Raw genomic sequence first — 19,488 nt, 5'->3', positions numbered from 1 at the left:
ACTGATGTAACTTTTTTAAACGTTATCGTTTTTTCAGTTAGTCACAAGGTACAATAAAGAAAGATACACTCCCGTTTCTCACCGTATCGTTTCGGGAACAGTTTACTATATGTGAAAGGAGTCGGGATATCTTTGAAAAACGAATTAGCAGTCATCGACATCGGATCGAACTCGATCCGTTACGTCATCTTCCACCCAATCGATTCAGGTCGCTACATCGAAAAAATTAACGTGAAGGTGGTCGCTCGACTATCCGCTCATATCGATCAAGACGGAGCACTCGATCAAGCGGGAATCGACATCTTATCTGACACACTCCAACGGTTTCATGAAATCGGTTTGACGCATAACGTCGAAGAAACGTTCTGCGTCGCGACAGCTGCCATTCGAAATGCCACGAATCGCCAGGAGATCGTTGAGACTGTTGACCAGACGACTCCATTTTCGATGCGTATCCTATCCGACGAGCAAGAAGCCTACTATGGCTATTTCGCCATCATTAACTCGACCTTCTTGACAGATGGTTATTCCGTCGATATCGGCGGCGGTTCGATGGAAGTGACGTTGATCGAAAATCGCGAGATGGTCGCCTATCACAGTTTTTCGTTCGGAGCCGTCACGTTGACACGCCAGTTCATCTCCGGTGAGACGATGACCTCAAGTGAACAAAAGAAATTGATTAAATTCTTAAAAGAGCAGTTCGCTGAAATTCCTTGGCTTAAAGAAAAAAAATTGCCGTTGATCGGTGTTGGTGGTTCTGCCCGAAACTTCGTCCGCATCCATCAGTCGACTCTCGATTATCCACTTCACGGGATCCATCAATATCAAGTCCGGACAAAAGAACTCGGAAAACTCGTTGACGAGCTTGAAGACAAGTCACCAAAACACCTTGGGAAAATTGAAGGGTTATCAAAAGATCGAGTCGATATCTTCCTACCTGCCCTGATTGCGATTCACGAACTCGCGTTACATATCGAGGCCGACCAATTCGTGATGAGTAACTATGGTTTGCGCGAAGGACTCGTCTATGAGTACGACTTACACGAAGGTAACCAACGCCGTGTTGAAAACGTCCGCGAAGAAAGTCTGTTTCAACTCGAAAGTGATTATAAAGTCAATCGCGATCGGATGAATTACCTCGGCACGCTCGCTAAATCACTATATCGTCAACTCGTCTCACTCGACATCATTCCGGAACGCGCCGCCGATTTACGATTACTTGATTCAGCGAGTCGTCTGCTTTACTGCGGACAGTATATCAATCCAGATACGCGGTCGAACCAGACCTTTTATTTATTGACGAATACGGACTTGAAAGGCATGACGCATAAAGATCGGCTTGCGCTCGCGCTCGTCAGCTCTTATTCATCGTCCAAACGGATGCAACAACTCTTGAAACCATTTAAAGATTGGTTTTCCGATAAATCAATCGAGCGGTTCGATTTGCTTGGATCACTTCTTAAGCTTGCCGATGCACTCGACGTGACGGAGCGTCGCGCCGTCGACAGTGTCGAACTGCACATTGAAAACGAGGCCCTGCTCCTGACGCTCGATACGGGTGATCATGATTATGGATTTGAAGTCGAAAAAGCCGAAAAACAAAAGAAACATCTCGAACGCGTCATCGACCAGTCGATTGAACTGCAAACGAAAGGAAGTCTTACTTCATGAAATTCGATTCTCCAGACTACTTTAATAATCGCGAAATCAGTTGGCTCCAGTTTAATGAACGTGTGCTCGGAGAAGTCTTAGATACACGAAATCCGTTGATGGAACGATTGAAGTTTTTAGGAATCTTCAGCTCCAACTTGGACGAATTTTATATGGTACGTGTCGGTGGATTAAAGGATGAGGTCCTGGCCGGGTTCAACAAGCCGGAAAACAAACAGCAGTTGACGCCGAAGCAGCAACTGCGCGCAATTGCCGCGAAAACAAAAGAGCTCGTCGAACAGCAATATGAGGCATTCAAGGAAATTAGTACTGCTTTAAAGAAAGAGTCGATTTTCTTTTTAAAGCACGAGGAATTAAACGAAGTTCAGTCCGAATATGTGAAGGCGTTTTTCCGTGATCAAGTTTTCCCTGTACTGACACCGGTCGCAGTCGATGCCTATCGCCCCTTTCCGATGTTATCATCGAAGTCGCTCAATATCGCGACTGCACTCGAAGCAGAGGATGGTTCAAAGCGGAACTTAGCGCTCGTCCAAGTCCCTGCCGTCTTACCGCGTTTCGTCGATTTACCGGTCGACGATGAAGAGACGACGGCCGTCATCTTACTCGAAGATGTCATTATCTCCTTCATCGATTCGCTCTTTAAAGGTTATCGTGTCCTGTCTGCGATGCCATTTCGCATCACGCGAAATGCCGACCTCCCGTTTCATGAAGAAGGGACACATGACATTTTAAAACTGATTGAAAAGGAATTAAAAAAACGCCGGTGGGGGGTAGGGATTCGTCTCGAGATTCAAAAAAATGCCATCAATACAGAACTACTCAACATGTTGCGCGACGTGCTCGACTTACAAGATCGCGATATTTTCGCCGTCGACGGTCCAATCGATTTAACGTTCGCTTTCGCCTTTTATAGTCAAATCGGTGTCGAGTACGACCACTTGATCTATCAAACGATCATGCCAGTCGAACCACCTGCGCTCGAACAATCGAAAAACTTATTCGATCAGATTTTACAACGCGATTATTTGTTACATCACCCGTACCATACGTTCGATCCAATCGTCCGTCTGATTGGTCAGGCAGCTAATGATCCGAACGTACTCGCAATCAAACAAACGCTTTACCGTGTCTCAGGGGATTCCCCTATCATTAAAGCTTTAAAGACAGCCGTCGAAAATGGGAAACAGGTTACCGTTCTCGTCGAGCTGAAAGCCCGGTTTGACGAAGCGAAGAACATCGAGTGGGCAAAACAACTTGAAAAAGTCGGTGCTCACGTCATCTATGGGTATAGTGACTTAAAGACGCACTCCAAAATCACCTTGATCGTCCGCCTTCAAGAAGGACGAATTCAACGCTTCGTCCATCTCGGGACGGGGAATTATAACGATTCAACGGCGAAACTCTATACCGACATCGGTCTATTGACCGTCCGCGAACAATTAGCGGAAGATGCGACAAACTTCTTCAACTGGTTATCCGGATACGGGGAACAGCCGAAATGGAATGCGATCCACACGTCCCCTAATTCGATGCTTGAAAAATTCTTATCATTGATTGATGACGAAATCAAATTTCATAAAAAACATGGCAACGGTCGAATCGTCGCGAAGATGAACAGTTTGACGGAAAAAGAAATCATCACGAAGCTCTATCAAGCATCACGTGCCGGCGTCCGCATCGAACTGATTGTCCGTGGCGTCTGTTGTCTCCGTCCACAAATCAAAGGTGTTTCAGAAAACATCAGAGTCACGTCTGTCGTCGATCGATACTTGGAGCACTCACGAATCTTTTATTTCCACCATAACGGAGAAGAACTGATTTACTGTTCGAGTGCCGACTGGATGACACGAAATATGCGCAAACGCATTGAAATCTTATTCCCGATCATCGATGAAGATCATAAAGAGTATTTGAAGGATTGCCTCGCGATGACACTGGCGGACAATATCAAAGCACGGGAACAAGGGGCGGATGGAGAATACGCTTACGTCACGCGTGGTAAACAAGCATGTGAATCGCAAATCTTGATTCAACATTATACGAACGACAAATTAAAATCAAAACCATCATTCGAAAACCCACTCGAACACAAATGGATTGCCATTGAACGAAAGGAAGATAAAATCTCGTTCGAGCCACAATCACCTCAAAAATAAATGTTGTTTAACGTCAGACATCTTCATATAATGAAAGTGTAAGCGTTTTTTTATATGAAGAAAGGACTGGAACTCATGCTACAACAAATTTTATTATCACTACTTGCCGGCATCATTTGTGGTGTCGTCTTTACCGCTCTTAAATTACCAATCCCGGCACCACCTGTCTTCCCCGCAATCGTCGGAATTTTTGGTGTCTTCCTCGGAATGAAAGTATTTCTATTCGTTGCCGATCGTTGGCCGTTTTAATGAAACAAAAAAACGTTCGCCTCATCCCTTTTTTAGGACGAGACGAACGTTTTTTTATTTCTTCAATGCTTCGGCGATGACATGATCCCAGTTCACATCATCACAAGCTGTTTTACACGTTGGTTCTACTTCACACGTCGCACATTTTCCCTTTTTCGCCTTTTTCGTAAAACGAACTAAAGAATAACCTGCGTATCCAAAGATTATCAATCCAATCAAAATATCGACAAGATGCATGTAATTCCCTCCAAGCTTATGAAAAACCGAGTAGTAGCCCTGTTTGATAAATGACGAAGGAGACACCATAGGCGACGAACAATCCATAGAGACTTGCAACCCACGTCAGCTTCGCGCTTCCGACTTCACGTCGAATGACGGCGACGGTCGCGAGACACGGAACATACAGTAATACGAATGCCATGAAACTATAGGCACTGAGTGGCGTGAACTGCCCTGACAACTGACGACCGAGTTCTGATTCATTGACGGCATAGATGATTGCCATCGTTGAAACAACGACTTCCTTCGCCAAAAATCCGGTAATTAAGGCAGCACCTGCCTGCCATGTCCCAAAGCCGATTGGAACGAGGAGCATTGCAATCACTCCACCAATCATCGCGAGAAAACTATCATTCATATTGACATCGAATCCAGCTGGTCCCGTATAAGCGAGCAACCAAATGACGACTGATCCCCCAAAGATGAACGTACCGGCTTTTCGAACAAACCCTTTTCCTTTTTGCCATGTACTCCGCCATAACGTCAACCATTGCGGTACCCGGTATGGTGGTTGTTCGACCATGAAGAGACTTGTCGCATCTTCGGCCGCTAGGATTTTTGAAAATACTTTTGCCGCAATCAGCGCAAGTACGATTCCTAAAATATAAAGTGATAAGACAATCAATGCTTGATTACTCGCAAAAAAGCTACCGGCGAATACGGCATAAATCGGCAGTCGGGCCGAGCAAGACATGAACGGTGAGATGAAAATCGTCACAAGTCGTTCCCGCTCTTCTTCGACCGAACGTGCTGCCATGATACCAGGAACGTTACAGCCGAAGCCGATGATCATCGGAATAAAACTTTTCCCGTTCAAGCCAACCATTTGCATGAAACGGTCCATGACGATCGCGACGCGGGCCATGTACCCTGAATCTTCGAGAAACGAGATGAAGAAAAACAAGACGAAGATTTGCGGGACAAACACTAATACACCGCCGACCCCTGCAATGACGCCATCAATTAATAAATCTTGAATGAATCCAGATGCCCCGATTGCACTTAGTATCCATACAACACCTGCTGAGAGCGGTCCTTCGATGAAGGCCGATAAGAGGTCCGATAACGGAGAGCCGACCCAATTAAACGTGATATGAAATAATCCATACAATACGGCGAAAAAGATTGGTAACCCGAAAATCGGATGCGTAACGACTGCATCAATCCGGTCGGTCCACGATTTTTGATCCGTCTTTTCCTCGACGACAGCACTCGCTCGCATCGCGATTGCCCAGTTTCGGCGACACTCTGTAATGTGGGCATGAATGAAACGACCGAGTTGAGCTTCGAGTTGTTTTCGAATTTCGATAATTGAAGACGAACGTCGCTCCAGGTGTTCGACAAAAACACGATTCCCAGCCAAGTATTGAACAGCCATCCAGCGTTCGTTCAATTGCAGCAATGCTTGTTCCATAATTTCTGTAATCGCCTGTTCCGTTGCCTCTCCGTAGTCAATATGCAGTGGAGTAACGGCTTCTGTCTTGAGTGATGTTAATAAGACATCACAGCCGTCTCCAGTCCGAGCGACAATCGGAAATACTTCTACCCCAAGTGCCGTCGCGAGTGCCCTCGCATCAATCTGTGTTCCCCGATTAGTCGCGACGTCAATCATATTCAATCCAATTTGAAGTGGTTTTCCAATCTCAAGCAGCTGTGCCGTCAATTGCAAGTTCCGCTCTAACTGCGATGCATCGATGATATTAATCATGGCGTCGAATTGTTCTTCCATTAAAAAACGGGCGACGACCGCTTCATCGGCCGATAGCGGGTCCAAATCGTAGACGCCGGGCAAATCGACTAGCTGTCCCCCCCCACCGTGTAATTTCCCGATTTTTTTATCAACCGTTACCCCCGACCAGTTGCCGACATGGGCATATGATCCGGTCAAGCGGTTAAATAATGACGTCTTCCCCGTGTTCGGGTTACCGAGTAAAGCAATCCGTTGCGTCATGGTGAATACACCTCAATCTTTTTTGCATCGCTGCGCCGAATCGCAATCATTTGATGATGATCTCTTTGTTCTATTGTCAAAGGACCTTGAAAGCTCGCCCGTCTCTTGACGACGACTGGACAACCTTCATAAAAACCAAGCGCGAGTAAGCGTCTTCGTAATCGATCCTCGATTTTATTTAAGTTGGTCATAACAACGGGTTTGTTGATTGGAATCGTTGCTAAATCAATCATTATGGTTCCCCCATCTGATACATTTTTCATTGATAACAATTATCATTGTTGATTATAACACGTTTTTCTATAATAAAAAAAAGCTGGTAGTGATTCGATGTGTGAACATCTTGTCACTATCAACTTTCTTACGGTTCATCTGAGGTTGCCGCAACATCGATCAAGGACTCAGACCTTTGATGAGCTAAACGATGGCATGAAGGACAGAGCGTCAGGAACTGATTGTTTTCCTGATGCCACTCTAAAATGGACTGGTTTTTTTGTCCACAATGTTCGCAAGCTTCCGCTAACTGACCGATATGATTCCGCTCATGAAATTTCTCCTGCCTGCGTTGCTTCGCTTCCTCAATCGTCGTAACGTCGGTTTCGAAATACCCGTACTGCCACGCTTCGACAAAGCGTTGACGAACACTCACCTGAACCATCCCCGATTCAACCTTCAAATCTGTCAGTGGTGTGCCAAGTAACGGATGATGTAAGTCGACGCTAATTAAATCAAGACACGCGTATGTCCGCTCGACTCCGTCTGCCTCTACTCGCCAGTGAGGATCAGATGGGCGTGTCGTATATTCACTGAACAACGTTTCCGCATAAGCGATTATCCCCATTTTTGTCGCTAAAAAAACTTCTTCACCCGCTTCTAAATCTGCTGGTAAATAAAAGGGTTCCTTCGTTTCATAATAATGAACGACCGCCTGCCGTAAAGCAAAATCTGATTCATCAACGACTAGTAGATGGCACACGTCCTTACACCTCTCTCGTTTAAATGGATGTTCCGATGAGCGGTAATCGCCACTCTGCATCAAAGTTCCCTGACCGCAACATCGCGATTTCTTCTTTATAGGGTGCCACTTTCTTTTTCGGATCAAGCCCGATATACGGTGTCTCTAAAATTTTTGGTAAATGAGCAAGCGCTTGATGATGGACGATCCGATGTAATGTGTCAAATCCAATTTCACCAAAACCGATGTTTTCATGACGGTCTTTTTTCGCACCACGGACGTTTTTCGAGTCATTAACGTGGATGACACCAAGGCGATCGAGACCGACGACCCGGTCAAACCGTTCGAGTACCCCGTCTAAATCGTGGACGATGTCATATCCTGCATCATGGACGTGACACGTATCGAGGCAAATCGACAAGCGGTCGTTGTGTGTGACCCCATCAATGATTTGTGCCAATTCTTCAAACGTCTTCCCGATTTCAGACCCTTTCCCTGCCATCGTTTCGAGTGCGATTTTTACTTTTTCATTTCCAGATAAGACTTCGTTCAATCCTTCGATGATTCGTTTAATTCCGATATCCTCACCGGCACCGACATGGGCACCAGGGTGTAAGACGATATGTTGCGCCTTTTCAAGTGCTTCCGCGCGTCGAATTTCTTCTGCCAAGAATGATACGGCTAATTCAAAGGTTTCCGGTTTCGTCGTATTGCCAAGATTGATGATATAAGGGGCATGGACGACAATCTCTTCAATCCCATTTGCCTCCATGTGCAATAATCCTTCTGCAATCCGTAATTCCTCAATCGGTTTTCTTCGTGTATTTTGAGGTGCTCCTGTATACACCATCATCGTTGTCGCGCCATATGACGCCGCTTCCTCACTTGCACCAAGTAACATCTTTTTCCCCGATAAGGAGACGTGTGAACCAATTTTCATCCTGTATTCCACCTTTCGCTCTACTTACAGTGTACCAAACGTCGGAAAAAAAACAAAAAATCCCTAGGACGAGAAGCTTCTTCTCATCCGTAGGGAAACGTGACTTATTTTGATTTACTCGCATTCGCCTTACGTTCTGCACGTCCGACGCCACGCTGTTCTTTAATCCGCTCACGTTTTGCTGTTTCTTTTAACTTATACTGGTGTTTCTTTTTATAGCCAGGTTTGACGCGTTTTTTCGCTTTAGCCGCTTCACCTGATAAACGGCTATGTGCCGTTTTCGAGACAGCCGTCTTCATGTGTGGTTTCGCACGACGACGCTCTTTGACTTCGCTGACTTGACCACTCTTGACATCGACATTGATGAATTCGATGCCACGGTCTTCAAGACGGTTGATTGAACCATTCTCATGATCTTCAAACAACGTGTACGCAAGTCCTTCTTGGTCGACTCGACCCGTCCGTCCGACACGGTGCACGTAGAAATCAAGATCTTTCGGAATGCCGTGGTTGATGACATGTGAGACACCCGAAATATCGATGCCGCGTGCTGCTAAATCCGTTACGATAACGTATTGGAATTTCGCTTCGTTGATTTCTTTGATTGCTTGTTTCCGGCGTCGTGCGGGTAGGTCACCGTGAAGTGAACCGACATTTAAGCCTGCTTCAAGGAACGATGCTTCAAGTTCAATCGCTTCTGTTTTCGTGTTTGTAAAGACGAGACAGATGTACGGGTTGAGTGCTTTCGCTAATTTCAACGCTAAGTCTGAACGATCACGGTGCTTGACGGGAACCGTATGATGGACGATTTTTTTCGCCGTCTGTTGTTTTGGATCAACATGTGCATAACGTGGGTTGTTCATATACTTCTTGAGAAACGGTTGAAGTTTCTCAGGAATCGTCGCTGAGAAGACCATCATCTGAAGTTTCTCAGGAAGTGCTTGGGCAATCCGGTCCACTTCTGGTAAGAAGCCCATGTCAAGCATCTGATCGGCTTCATCGATGACATAGTTTTTGACGAAGTGCGGTTTTAACGCTTGCTCTTTAAAGAGGTCTAAAATGCGACCTGGCGTCCCGATGACGATTTGTGGTGAAACTTTGACGCGCCCGATTTGACGTTCACGATCCATCCCACCTGTGATGAGGCTCGTTTTGATATAGTCTGGGTTCTTCACGAGAATTGATTTTAATTCTTCGTGGATTTGCCATGCTAATTCACGTGTCGGTGCAACGATGATTGCTTGCATTTCTTGTAATTCTGGATTGATGTTTTGAACCATCGGTAAGAGGAATGACAAGGTCTTCCCTGTTCCAGTTTGTGATTGACCAATGATATCGCGACCCTTAAGGGCAGCCGGAATAATCCGTGATTGAATATCCGTTGGTTTTTTAATACGTGCGTCTTCGAGTGCTTCGACGACGAACGGGTGCAAATCAAAATGGGTAAATCCATTCATCTTCGTCACCTTCCTTTCTCCTGCTTAAACAACTAAAAGTGATTGTGTCACTTTTATCATCTATTTACTTAGTTCAACATGGGTATGGGTCTACTACCGTCATACAGATAAGAATACGTATAGAAACGATCTGGAATTTTTTTATTTTTCGTATGAAGCTTCAACGCGCTGAAGGCGACTTGCATCATCTCTTCAGCGGACTGGACAACCGTCGCATCCATCGATTTCATGTCAACAGCTTCTAATATAGCACGATTCCCGTCGATTCCGACAACTATTTTTCCGGAAATGTCTGCTTTTTTCAAGGCTTCGAGCACACCTAACGCAATATCGTCATTGTGACAGTAGACCGCATCGAATTCCGTACCGGACTCGATGATCCGACGCATGACGCGTTCTGATGTCACCGGATCATAGTCACCACTTGCTGAATTGACAATCGATATCCCGGGTTCTGTCACGATTCCTTTAACGAATCCGGTATGCCGTTCATTCGTCGTGTGTATGTTCGTCGTCCCCGTAATTTCAACGACTTTTCCTGTTGCAGTTCCATTTCGTCTAATCAGTTCGTTTTTGACATATGAAGCAAGTTGTTCACCAATCATCTGATTGTTCGACGTCACCGAGCTGACGACTGCATCAGATCGAATCAATCGGTCAATCGCAAAAACGGGAATCCCATTTTTTTCTGCTTCTTCTAATGCGCTCGTAATATAAACATCGTCAAACGTCGTGATAAATATCGCGTCGACCTTCAATTTGATGAATTCACGAATTTGCTCTCGTTCACTGATGCGGGAGTTATGTGACGTCGCCACGACGGCTTCATACTTATTTGCTTTTGCCTCGGCTTTAAATGCTGTAATCAACCGTTGGGCGAATTCATGTTTATCGTTGACGATCGTAAAGGCGACAACGTCACGGTCAGGATTTTCCTCCTGACCTACGAACAGATTTGAAATCAGCAGGATTGAGGCCGTCCAAACAAAGAGGACGAGCAACCATGACTTATTAAACTTCATCCTGGTCTCCTCCTCGCGGTAAATGAATTTGGACTGTCGTACCGACACCAACCTTGCTGTCGAACTCAATTTTTCCATTATGCTCACGAACGATGCGACTTGACATATAGAGACCTAAACCATTGCCATCCGCTTTTGATGTCTTAAAAGCTTGCCCAATCGTTTCGAGTTGGGGTTCTGTCATGCCGACACCATTATCTTGAACAATGAAGACGAATTGATTCGTGTAGACGTGTAGATGCAAATGACAAATCCCATCTGCACCACGCGACTGCACTGCTTGTAAGGCATTACGAACACAGTTCGACAAGATTTGTGACAAACCGTTTTCAGAGGCATAGAGATTCGGCATATGCGCCGGCGTATAAATTTTACAATCTGCTGCTTCTGCGTATGTCTCGGCGTGTAAACGCGCTTCTGCTTCCATGATGAATTTAAATTTTTTCATGAATTCGTTCATGTCAATCATCGACATCTTTAATACCTCGCCGCCACCTTTAGAGAGGTCGAGCATCGTCTCAATCATTGCATTGGCACGATCTAATTCTGATAAGGCTAACGCCAACATTTCCGGACTATTGTTCTCTTGCTCCGTCAAAAGTTGGAGCGTCATTTTGACTGGCGTCAATGGATTGCGGATTTCATGCGCGATTCCTGCCGCGAGCTGACCGAGCGAGGCTAATTTTTCTTGGTGTAACATCGCTTGTTGTTGACTCAATTGTTCGACTCGCGCGTTTTCCATCCGCTGGGCATACTCATTGTAAGCAGACACTAATGTTTTTACTTCGTTCGACCCCGATCGTTCCAATTCAATCGGTTGTGGCGTCGTGCTTTTTTCGATTTTTTGTACGAGCTCGAGTAAGGGTGCTGTCAGTTGACGTGACATGAGGTACCCGACGATTAGACTGAGGACGAGCGTCAACGCTGCGATGACAAGATATTGTTGCCGTGTCGTATACACGGGTTCGTAAAAGACACTCCGGGGTGTCCGAACAAGAATTTTCCAATCCGTCACTTTTAAATCACGTGCAAAATAATACATGTCTTTGTTCGTACTGAAGATATCGTATGGTTCTACCGTTTGAAATGCCCGGTCGACGACACTTTGAGTCAAGACACGTTCTTTGTCGGTCACGAGGTTTCGCGAAGTCGCGAGTGGCTCTCCTTTACTGTTAAAAAGATAGGCCATCGTTTCGTCGTCGAACGATTCGAGTGAATTTCGAAAGACAAGTGAATTCATCAGACTTAATCCACCACCAAAAATTCCAACCCGTTCACTGCCGTTACGAACCGGAACATACATATACGTGAGATAATCCGACTGTAACGGATATCGTTTACTCATATGAAAGTCTGTACTCGTCAAGGCCTGAAGAAAATCATCATCTTCTAGAATCTTTGAATTTCGGATGCGTCGATCTTCACTAGAAAACCATGTGAATTTTTTAGTCTTTAAATCATAGTAGAAGAAACTCTTAAAACCCGTATCGATATCGAGTAAGTTCGTTTCGCGAACGACTCGTTCTAATTCATTCATATTGTCGACATTCAATTGCAGACCCATGATTTCTTCATGTAAATTCCCGATACTATCACGGAGTGCGTTGCTCGAGACCTCAACACTGTTTTCACTTTGTTTTTCCGTTTGCTGTTCAACCCGTGAAATCGTCACACGGTCAGCTGTGAAAGCAAGTGCCGCGATGACCAGACAAATTAGAATAAACAAAACAGCGGTGATTTGAAAGAAATAAGACCGCATCATCTTTTTTGTCTCCAACGTATTGCCTCCTTCTCCATGATTTTTACAACTCAATTAGTATATCATGTTATCACTCTTGAATAGACTCCTCTATTTTCAATCATCTGCAATCAATGGTACACTCTAACTAATCATTCTTTCTACGCTAAAGGAGAATCAACACTTATGTTAGTAAAAAAAATCAGCCCTCGTGGTTATTGTTATGGTGTCGTTGACGCGATGAAGTTAGCGCAACAAGCCGCAATGAATGAAAACTTGCCACGACCTATCCATATTCTCGGTATGATCGTCCATAATGCTCACGTTACACATGAATTTGAACGAATGGGTGTTTTGACAGTTGATGGTCCTGATCGTCTTGAAGCACTCGAAACCATTAAAGAAGGAACGGTCATCTTTACAGCGCACGGAATTTCACCTGCCGTCTATGCGCGCGCTGCTGAAAAAAAATTAACAGTCGTCGATGCGACATGTCCTGATGTCACGCGCACACATGATTTAATCCGGACTGTCGTCGCTGATGACTATGAAGTCATCTACGTCGGAAAACACGGACACCCGGAACCAGAAGGTGCAGTTGGCGTCGCTCCGGAACATGTCCATTTGATTGAAAAAGTCGAAGACATCGAAGCATTGCCTGCCCACTTATCAACCAAAAAAATCATCGTCACGAATCAAACGACGATGAGCCAATGGGATGTCCAGGCCTTAATGGAACATGTCCGTAAAAAGTACCCGCACGTCGAAGTCCATAATGAAATTTGTAACGCGACGCAAGTCCGTCAAGAAGCTGTCGCCGATCAAGCGGGCGATTGTGATCTTGTGATCGTCGTCGGCGATCCACGTTCGAACAACTCGAATCGCTTGGCACAAGTTTCATTTGATATCGCAGGTACCCCAGCTCATCGTATCGGTGATTTGACTGAACTTGATTTAACATGGCTCGAAGGCGTGAATCAAGTCGGTGTCACTTCAGGTGCTTCTACACCAACACCAATCACGAAAAAAGTCATCGATTTCTTACAGCAGTATGACCCAGCTGATATCAGCACACATGATAAAACACCATTTCTTGAATTGCGTCGGATTTTACCAAAAGTAAAAATCTTGTAATAGACATTTAAAAACCGTACGGAACTTTAAGGTTCCGTACGGTTTTTAAATGTAGACAAACTCTTATGAAGAACTAAAATTCTATAGCGAGATGTTATCAGTTCGCGCTTCCCTGTCTCGCCTCGTCTTCAAAGCGGCAATGTTCCGCGCCGTTACAGCAAAGCTGCAGGGTCGCGACCGATTGCTTTTCGCGGTTCTAAAGCGATTCAAGACGGATTTCACTTTAAACCGTCAGCATGCCTGGATTTCCGTCACGGTATTACCTAAAAAGCTTCATGTTTCGTTGACTCCTACGGGAAAAGTGCGTTTTCAACGCACTTTCAGAGGCAGGCAAGACCCTGCTCGTCGGCCGTGAGGACTAAGGAGCAACGGCTTACGCCTCTCCCGAGGAAAGCAACGAAAAAAGACGCTTTTATCTTCCGATATCACTTTGTCTACACGCAAAAAACCGTACTGCACTTTAAAGTGCAGTACGGTTTTTTGCGTTCATAAAAATTTGAATGGATTCGTATTTGTCGTCGAGACGACCAATTCGACGTCGCGGATTTTTCGTTCCTCAAAACGTTTCTTCAGCTCATTGACGACGCCTTGTTTCATGACTGACTCGACGTGATGTCCAGGATCGACGACTGCCAAGCCGAACGCCATTGCATCATGGGCGACGTGGAAGTACAGATCGCCCGTCACGAGGACATCTGCCCCGGCAAACGCCGCTGTTGAAACATGTTTATTGCCGTCTCCACCGAGTACGGCGACTTTTTTTATGAGGCGGTCCGATTCTCCCACAAAACGCAGGTTTTCAACACCGAACACATCACGGACATGTTCTGCGAACTGACGTAACGACACTGGTCGTTCGAGGTAACCGATTCTGCCAAGCCCTAACGGCTCAGCTGTCCGCTCCTGGCGCATGATATCATAAGCGACTTCTTCATAGGGGTGCGCTTTTTTCATCGCACGAATCACTTGTTTTTGATTCAGTTCCGTAACGATCGTCTCAATTCGGACTTCAGAAACTCGTTCGACTTGTCCGACATTGCCAATGTAAGGTACTGTCCCAGTCTCAGGTTTAAATTGCCCAGTCCCTACACTATGAAACTGACAGGCGCTGTAAGCACCGATTTGTCCCGCTCCTGCCTTCGTAAGCGCTTCTGATACCTGTTGTACGGCTTCTTGCGGAACGAAGACAACAAGCTTATAGACCGCGTTTTCAAATGTAGGTGACAAAACCGTTGTGTCGGTCAGTCCGATGGCTTCTGCCATCAAATCATTAACACCGCCTTGTGTTACGTCGAGATTCGTATGTGCCGCGTAAACGGCAATCTTATGTTCGATACACTTCATGACGATTCTTCCAGTCGCCGATTGATCGTTGACTTGCGCTAATTTACTAAAAATCGGCGGGTGATGGGCAATGATTAAATCGATGCCTTTTTCAATTGCTTCATCGACGACCGACTCCAAGACGTCAAGCGTCACCATGACACGCTTCACGTCTTTATTCAGCGTTCCGATTTGTAGACCGATCGGATCCCCCGGCATCGCAAATTTTTTCGGTGAAAATGCTTCGAACTGTTCGATAATGAATTGACCGTTCGCCATCAGCTCGTCACCTCTTCCATTTTTTCAATCAAGCGGCGGATTGTCGTGATTTTTTCTTGGAGGAGCTCCGAGTCATTCCCACGCTGCATTTGTTCTAAAATAAATTGACGCTTTTGTTGTTCTGCTTGCCATTTTTCAATGAAAGCAGGTGCTTTTTCTCGCATGAGTTGCGGTCCAAATAACAATTCCCACTTCCGGATGTCCGCGTCCTCTGCGTAAATCATTTCTTCTCCTTTTTCTGCAACGAGAATCTCGTAAATCTTTCCATTCTCTTTAACGATGGCTTCCGATAGTAACGCATATCCATGTTCAAGTAACCATTTTCGAACATCGACAGCATCGACGTTCGGTTGAAGAATCAAGCGTTCTTCGCCCGATAAATGCGCCTTCCCTTCCTCTAAAATCGTTGCGATGAGCGTTCCACCCATGCCGGCAATCGTCACAGCCGTTACTTCTCCTGGAGTGAGAACCGTCAAACCACTCCCGAGACGTACTTCAATCTGTTCGTCTAATTGAACAAGCGCGACTTGCCCTTGTGCCGCTTCCATCGGCCCCACATTGACTTCGCCTGCGATGGCACGTTCGACTAAGCCTTGTTGGATACAATAACACGGGACGAATGCGTGATCGGAACCAATATCCGCGAGGACTGCTCCTTGTGGAATATATGAGACTACTTTTTTTAATCGTTGATCTAATGTGACGTGTGTTTGCAATGTATGTCATCCTTCCTCTTTCTAATCCATCTCTTTTTAAAATAGCTGACTTAGCCCAAAAAAGAAATACCGTGCTGTATGGCTTTTCCCAAATTCGTACAAGAAAAAAACACCTATCTCGGAGAAGAGACAGATGTTTTTGACTTATTTCTTTTCTGCAAGCCATTTCGCTAAAACAGTGGCTTCTTCGTCGTTAGCAAGACCCCCAGGCATTTGCCCTTTACCATTCATAGCGATGTCTTTGATTTCTTCTTCTTTCAGCTTCGCACCGACTTTAGTTAAGTTCGGACCTGCTCCGCCTTCGAGATTGCCGCCGTGACATCCTGTACATCCTTTTGATGCAAATAGATCTTCTGGCTTCATTTCAGCTGTTGATGGACCCTTTTCAGCTTCTTTCGCCTGATCTACGCCAAAGTATGACAATGAAATCATGGCAATGATTGCGATGATCGCAATCGCTGCGAACGGTACTAATGGATTACGCATTTGGATTTCCCCCCATATTCTATACCCAACCAAGTTGGTGACTGAATGGTATTCCCCGTTACTATTCTACTGTAAAAAAAACAGAGAAGGAAGAAAAAAACAAAACTTTTTCTTCCTTCTCACCAAATTTTCATATTTTCTTCACACTTTTAAAATCAATCCAAGAAGTCTTTCAGACGTTTTGAACGACTCGGGTGGCGAAGTTTACGTAAAGCTTTCGCTTCAATTTGACGAATCCGCTCGCGCGTAACACCAAATACTTTACCGACTTCTTCAAGCGTCCGTGTCCGACCATCATCAAGACCAAAACGAAGACGTAACACGTTTTCTTCCCGGTCCGTCAATGTATCGAGGACATCTTCAAGTTGTTCTTTCAATAATTCATACGCAGCTGCGTCTTGAGGCGCCGTTGCGTCTTGATCTTCAATGAAATCACCGAGATGCGAATCGTCCTCTTCCCCGATTGGTGTTTCGAGTGACACCGGTTCTTGAGCGATTTTTAAAATCTCACGTACTTTCTCAGGTGTGATTTCCATCTCTTTTGAAATTTCTTCAGGCGTCGGTTCACGTCCTAAGTCTTGTAGGAGCTGACGTTGAACACGAATCAATTTATTGATCGTCTCGACCATATGAACCGGAATCCGGATTGTACGTGCTTGGTCAGCAATCGCACGGGTAATCGCCTGACGAATCCACCATGTTGCGTAGGTCGAGAATTTGTATCCTTTTGTATAATCGAATTTCTCGACCGCTTTGATTAATCCCATGTTTCCTTCTTGAATCAAGTCGAGGAACAACATACCACGTCCGACGTAACGTTTTGCAATCGAGACGACAAGACGTAAGTTCGCTTCAGCAAGACGCTTTTTCGCTTCTTCATCGTTTTGTTCAATTCGTTTTGCAAGTTCGACTTCGTCCTCTGCATTCAAGAGATCGACACGACCGATTTCTTTCAGGTACATCCGGACAGGGTCATTGATTTTAACACCTGGTGGGACAGAGAGATCGTTTAAATCCGCCTCTTCTTTATCGTCACCCGTACCATCGTTGTTTACTTTGATACCTTCAGTCTCTAACAATTGAAGAAACTCTTCAAATTGTTGCGCATCCATCGATTCAAATGAGCTGAGCTTATCTTCGATTTTTTGATGCGATAGTTCCCCATTTTTATGTCCGAGCGCGATTAGTTCATCCTTCGCGAGACGGAGTATTTCTGCTTCTGATCTTGCTTTTTCTGCCATCGAACCATACACTCCTTCCACATCATGCAACAGGTCATCGATCTTTTAAGCGTCGTTTCCGTTCGATGATTGCCTGCATTAGTTCCGCTTGAGCACGGATATCTGTTTGTTGATTCAAACGTGACTTCTCTTCATCGAGTGTCCGTCGTTGTCGTTCATTTTGAACGGCGCGTATATAATGACTCAACAAATCCGGATCGTACTCCGGCATGAGCATAAACTCTAAATCGGCGACGATTCGTTGAAGCGATGCATCTTGTAACATCGTCAAGAAGCGGTCCGGATTTGCCGGAGCACCTGCTCCATAAAACTCATATAATTTACCGGCGATCAGCTGATGCGCCGGATCATTAAAATCGACTCCGAGTTGATCTCGGACTTCCATTCCAACCTCCTCTGACCGAATCATGTAAGCAAGTAAAAAACGTTCTGCCCGCTTCCAGTTCGTAAATGTTCGGTCTTGAGGTGCTGCGACGTTCGTTTGTCGTTCGACGCGACGTTCCTGCTTTACTTTAGGTGCTTGTAACGGTTTCACTTGTGACAATAACGATTCTTTCGATAACTGGAATTCTTCCGCTAGCTTACCAAGATAAATATCTCGAAGCAGAGGATTCGTTGTCCGATTAATCTCCTCAAGCATAGTTTCAATATATCGAACGCGTTCTCCTTCTAATCGCAAGTTTTTTCCTTGACGAAAATAAAAAGATTTGAATTCAAGACTTGAAACCCGTTCTTGTTCCACTAGACGAATAAATGTTTCTTCGGAATGAGTTCCGATGTACGAATCCGGATCTTCTTCATCCGGTAGCCGAATGACGGAACAATCTACCGCAACATCTTCAAGAAGACGTAATGCTTTAATCGTCGCTGCCCGACCGGCTTTGTCTCCGTCATAGCAAATAATGACTTCATCGACGATCCGTCCAAGATTTTGTGCATGGACAGGAGTTAAGGCCGTTCCTAAAGAGGCTACGGTATAGGATATACCCGCTTGAGCGACTCGTACAACATCTAAATTGCCTTCTACGAGCACAACTTGTTTATTTTTACGCATCGCGCCCCGTGCTTGTGCAAAACCGAACAGTAATTCACTTTTATTGAAGAGCGGTGTTTCTGCCGTATTGACGTACTTCGGGTCTCTTCCATCAATGGAGCGTCCACTGAATCCAACAACCGTGCCATCACGATCTGAAATCGGAAAGACGACCCTGCCGTTAAATCGATCGCGATAATCGCCATCTCTACCTACAGAAATCAATCCAGCTTCCACCATTTCATCCAAGTCAAAATTACGCCGGGTCAAGGAGTCGACTGTAAAACGTTCTTGGTCTGGAGCATAGCCGAGTTTAAATTCACGCATCGCCGATTCGCCAATTCCCCGTTTTTCAAGATATTCACGACCGGCGTCACCAGCGGCTGTCTGTAACATGACTTCATGGTACAAATCAGCAACGATTCGATGCGCTTCACGCATCCGGTATTTCTTTTCTTGATCTGGTGTCGATTCAGTCTGATCAGATCGCTCGAACTCCGGTAATGTCACGTCCGTTCGATCAGCGAGTTTCGAGACGGCTTCCGGAAAACTCATCCCTTCCGTTTCCATGACGAAGGTGATGGCGTTTCCGCCCGCTCCACAACCAAAACAATAATACATTCCTTTATCAGGCGAGACCGAAAAAGAGGGGGATTTTTCTGAATGGAATGGACATAACCCTGAATACCGATTCCCTTGTTTTTTTAATTCTACACGTTCAGAGATTAGTTCAACGATATCCGTCGCTTGGCGAACCTGATCGACCAGTTCATCCGGAATTCTTTTCAATCGTCCCACCTCCTCTTCTCAACTCTTATATATATACCCGCAATGAAACGGAACGAATACTCGTTCCGT

The 19,488-nt window shown here is 45.3% G+C and carries 17 protein-coding genes; 4 read left to right on the top strand and 13 right to left on the bottom strand.

All coding sequences use genetic code 11. From position 1 onward, the window contains the following. The first annotated feature begins 132 nt into the window (after window positions 1–132). From KNP99_RS08070 to KNP99_RS08060, 3 genes are all read left to right on the top strand, one after another. A complete protein-coding gene (locus KNP99_RS08070) occupies window positions 133–1,671 on the top strand; it encodes a Ppx/GppA phosphatase family protein (RefSeq protein WP_214800976.1) in 1,539 nt (512 codons plus the stop codon). Next, complete coding sequence (locus tag KNP99_RS08065; RefSeq protein WP_088836569.1) at window positions 1,668–3,827, top strand: RNA degradosome polyphosphate kinase; 2,160 nt, start codon at window positions 1,668–1,670, stop codon at window positions 3,825–3,827. Before KNP99_RS08070 ends, KNP99_RS08065 begins: the two co-directional genes overlap by 4 nt. Window positions 3,828–3,902: 75 nt before the next feature. Next, window positions 3,903–4,076, top strand: coding sequence for a XapX domain-containing protein (locus tag KNP99_RS08060; RefSeq protein WP_014969827.1), 174 nt, complete (start codon window positions 3,903–3,905; stop codon window positions 4,074–4,076). Window positions 4,077–4,130: 54 nt separating this feature from the next. On the opposite strand, the gene KNP99_RS08055 is transcribed toward KNP99_RS08060, so the two are convergent. The 8 genes from KNP99_RS08055 to KNP99_RS08020 all read right to left on the bottom strand — a co-directional run bounded on the left by KNP99_RS08055 (window position 4,131) and on the right by KNP99_RS08020 (window position 12,457). Next, a complete protein-coding gene (locus KNP99_RS08055) occupies window positions 4,131–4,313 on the bottom strand; it encodes a FeoB-associated Cys-rich membrane protein (RefSeq protein ID WP_088836568.1) in 183 nt (60 codons plus the stop codon). A 16-nt stretch (window positions 4,314–4,329) separates the two neighbouring features. Further along, window positions 4,330–6,306, bottom strand: coding sequence for a ferrous iron transport protein B (feoB, locus tag KNP99_RS08050; protein ID WP_215193157.1), 1,977 nt, complete (start codon window positions 6,304–6,306; stop codon window positions 4,330–4,332). Next, a complete protein-coding gene (locus KNP99_RS08045; RefSeq protein WP_029332956.1) occupies window positions 6,303–6,539 on the bottom strand; it encodes a FeoA family protein in 237 nt (78 codons plus the stop codon). The genes feoB and KNP99_RS08045 overlap by 4 nt, the downstream gene beginning before the upstream one ends. 128 nt (window positions 6,540–6,667) lie before the next feature. Beyond that, window positions 6,668–7,282: a hypothetical protein gene (locus KNP99_RS08040; protein ID WP_215193156.1), complete on the bottom strand. Its 615-nt coding sequence runs from the start codon at window positions 7,280–7,282 to the stop codon at window positions 6,668–6,670. A 19-nt stretch (window positions 7,283–7,301) separates the two neighbouring features. Next, complete coding sequence (locus KNP99_RS08035; RefSeq protein ID WP_088836565.1) at window positions 7,302–8,201, bottom strand: deoxyribonuclease IV; 900 nt, start codon at window positions 8,199–8,201, stop codon at window positions 7,302–7,304. Between the two features lie 104 nt (window positions 8,202–8,305). Then, window positions 8,306–9,658 carry a DEAD/DEAH box helicase gene (locus KNP99_RS08030; protein WP_034801484.1) on the bottom strand — a complete coding sequence of 451 codons (1,353 nt, stop codon included), beginning with the start codon at window positions 9,656–9,658 and terminating at the stop codon, window positions 8,306–8,308. A 68-nt stretch (window positions 9,659–9,726) separates the two neighbouring features. After that, complete coding sequence (locus tag KNP99_RS08025; RefSeq protein ID WP_214807487.1) at window positions 9,727–10,680, bottom strand: sugar ABC transporter substrate-binding protein; 954 nt, start codon at window positions 10,678–10,680, stop codon at window positions 9,727–9,729. Then, window positions 10,670–12,457 carry a two-component system sensor histidine kinase NtrB gene (locus KNP99_RS08020; protein ID WP_088836563.1) on the bottom strand — a complete coding sequence of 596 codons (1,788 nt, stop codon included), beginning with the start codon at window positions 12,455–12,457 and terminating at the stop codon, window positions 10,670–10,672. The genes KNP99_RS08025 and KNP99_RS08020 overlap by 11 nt, the downstream gene beginning before the upstream one ends. Window positions 12,458–12,604: 147 nt before the next feature. Here KNP99_RS08020 and KNP99_RS08015 point away from each other — a divergent pair, with 147 nt between their 5' ends. Beyond that, window positions 12,605–13,552, top strand: a complete 948-nt coding sequence (locus tag KNP99_RS08015; protein ID WP_029332951.1) for a 4-hydroxy-3-methylbut-2-enyl diphosphate reductase — start codon at window positions 12,605–12,607, stop codon at window positions 13,550–13,552. A 486-nt stretch (window positions 13,553–14,038) separates the two neighbouring features. Here KNP99_RS08015 and KNP99_RS08010 read toward each other — a convergent pair whose 3' ends face one another. The 5 genes from KNP99_RS08010 to dnaG all read right to left on the bottom strand — a co-directional run bounded on the left by KNP99_RS08010 (window position 14,039) and on the right by dnaG (window position 19,428). Continuing rightward, the gene (locus KNP99_RS08010; RefSeq protein WP_215193155.1) at window positions 14,039–15,154 is read right to left on the bottom strand and encodes a Nif3-like dinuclear metal center hexameric protein; all 1,116 of its coding nucleotides are present in this window, start codon (window positions 15,152–15,154) and stop codon (window positions 14,039–14,041) included. Beyond that, window positions 15,154–15,870, bottom strand: coding sequence for a tRNA (adenine(22)-N(1))-methyltransferase (locus KNP99_RS08005; protein WP_088836560.1), 717 nt, complete (start codon window positions 15,868–15,870; stop codon window positions 15,154–15,156). The genes KNP99_RS08010 and KNP99_RS08005 overlap by 1 nt, the downstream gene beginning before the upstream one ends. Before the next feature lie 144 nt (window positions 15,871–16,014). Next, entirely contained in the window at window positions 16,015–16,356 is a 342-nt protein-coding gene (gene cccA, locus KNP99_RS08000; protein WP_029332948.1) for a cytochrome c550, read from the bottom strand. 155 nt (window positions 16,357–16,511) lie between these two features. Then, a complete protein-coding gene (gene rpoD / locus KNP99_RS07995) occupies window positions 16,512–17,597 on the bottom strand; it encodes an RNA polymerase sigma factor RpoD (protein ID WP_012369736.1) in 1,086 nt (361 codons plus the stop codon). Between the two features lie 34 nt (window positions 17,598–17,631). Continuing rightward, entirely contained in the window at window positions 17,632–19,428 is a 1,797-nt protein-coding gene (dnaG, locus tag KNP99_RS07990; protein ID WP_353048324.1) for a DNA primase, read from the bottom strand. Window positions 19,429–19,488: the final 60 nt, after the last annotated feature.

This window comes from Exiguobacterium sp. s95, from assembly GCF_018618655.1.
Classification (GTDB): domain Bacteria; phylum Bacillota; class Bacilli; order Exiguobacteriales; family Exiguobacteriaceae; genus Exiguobacterium_A; species Exiguobacterium_A oxidotolerans.
The sequence above is the reverse complement of the archived record's forward strand: the minus strand, read 5'-3'. Positions and strand labels throughout refer to the sequence as shown.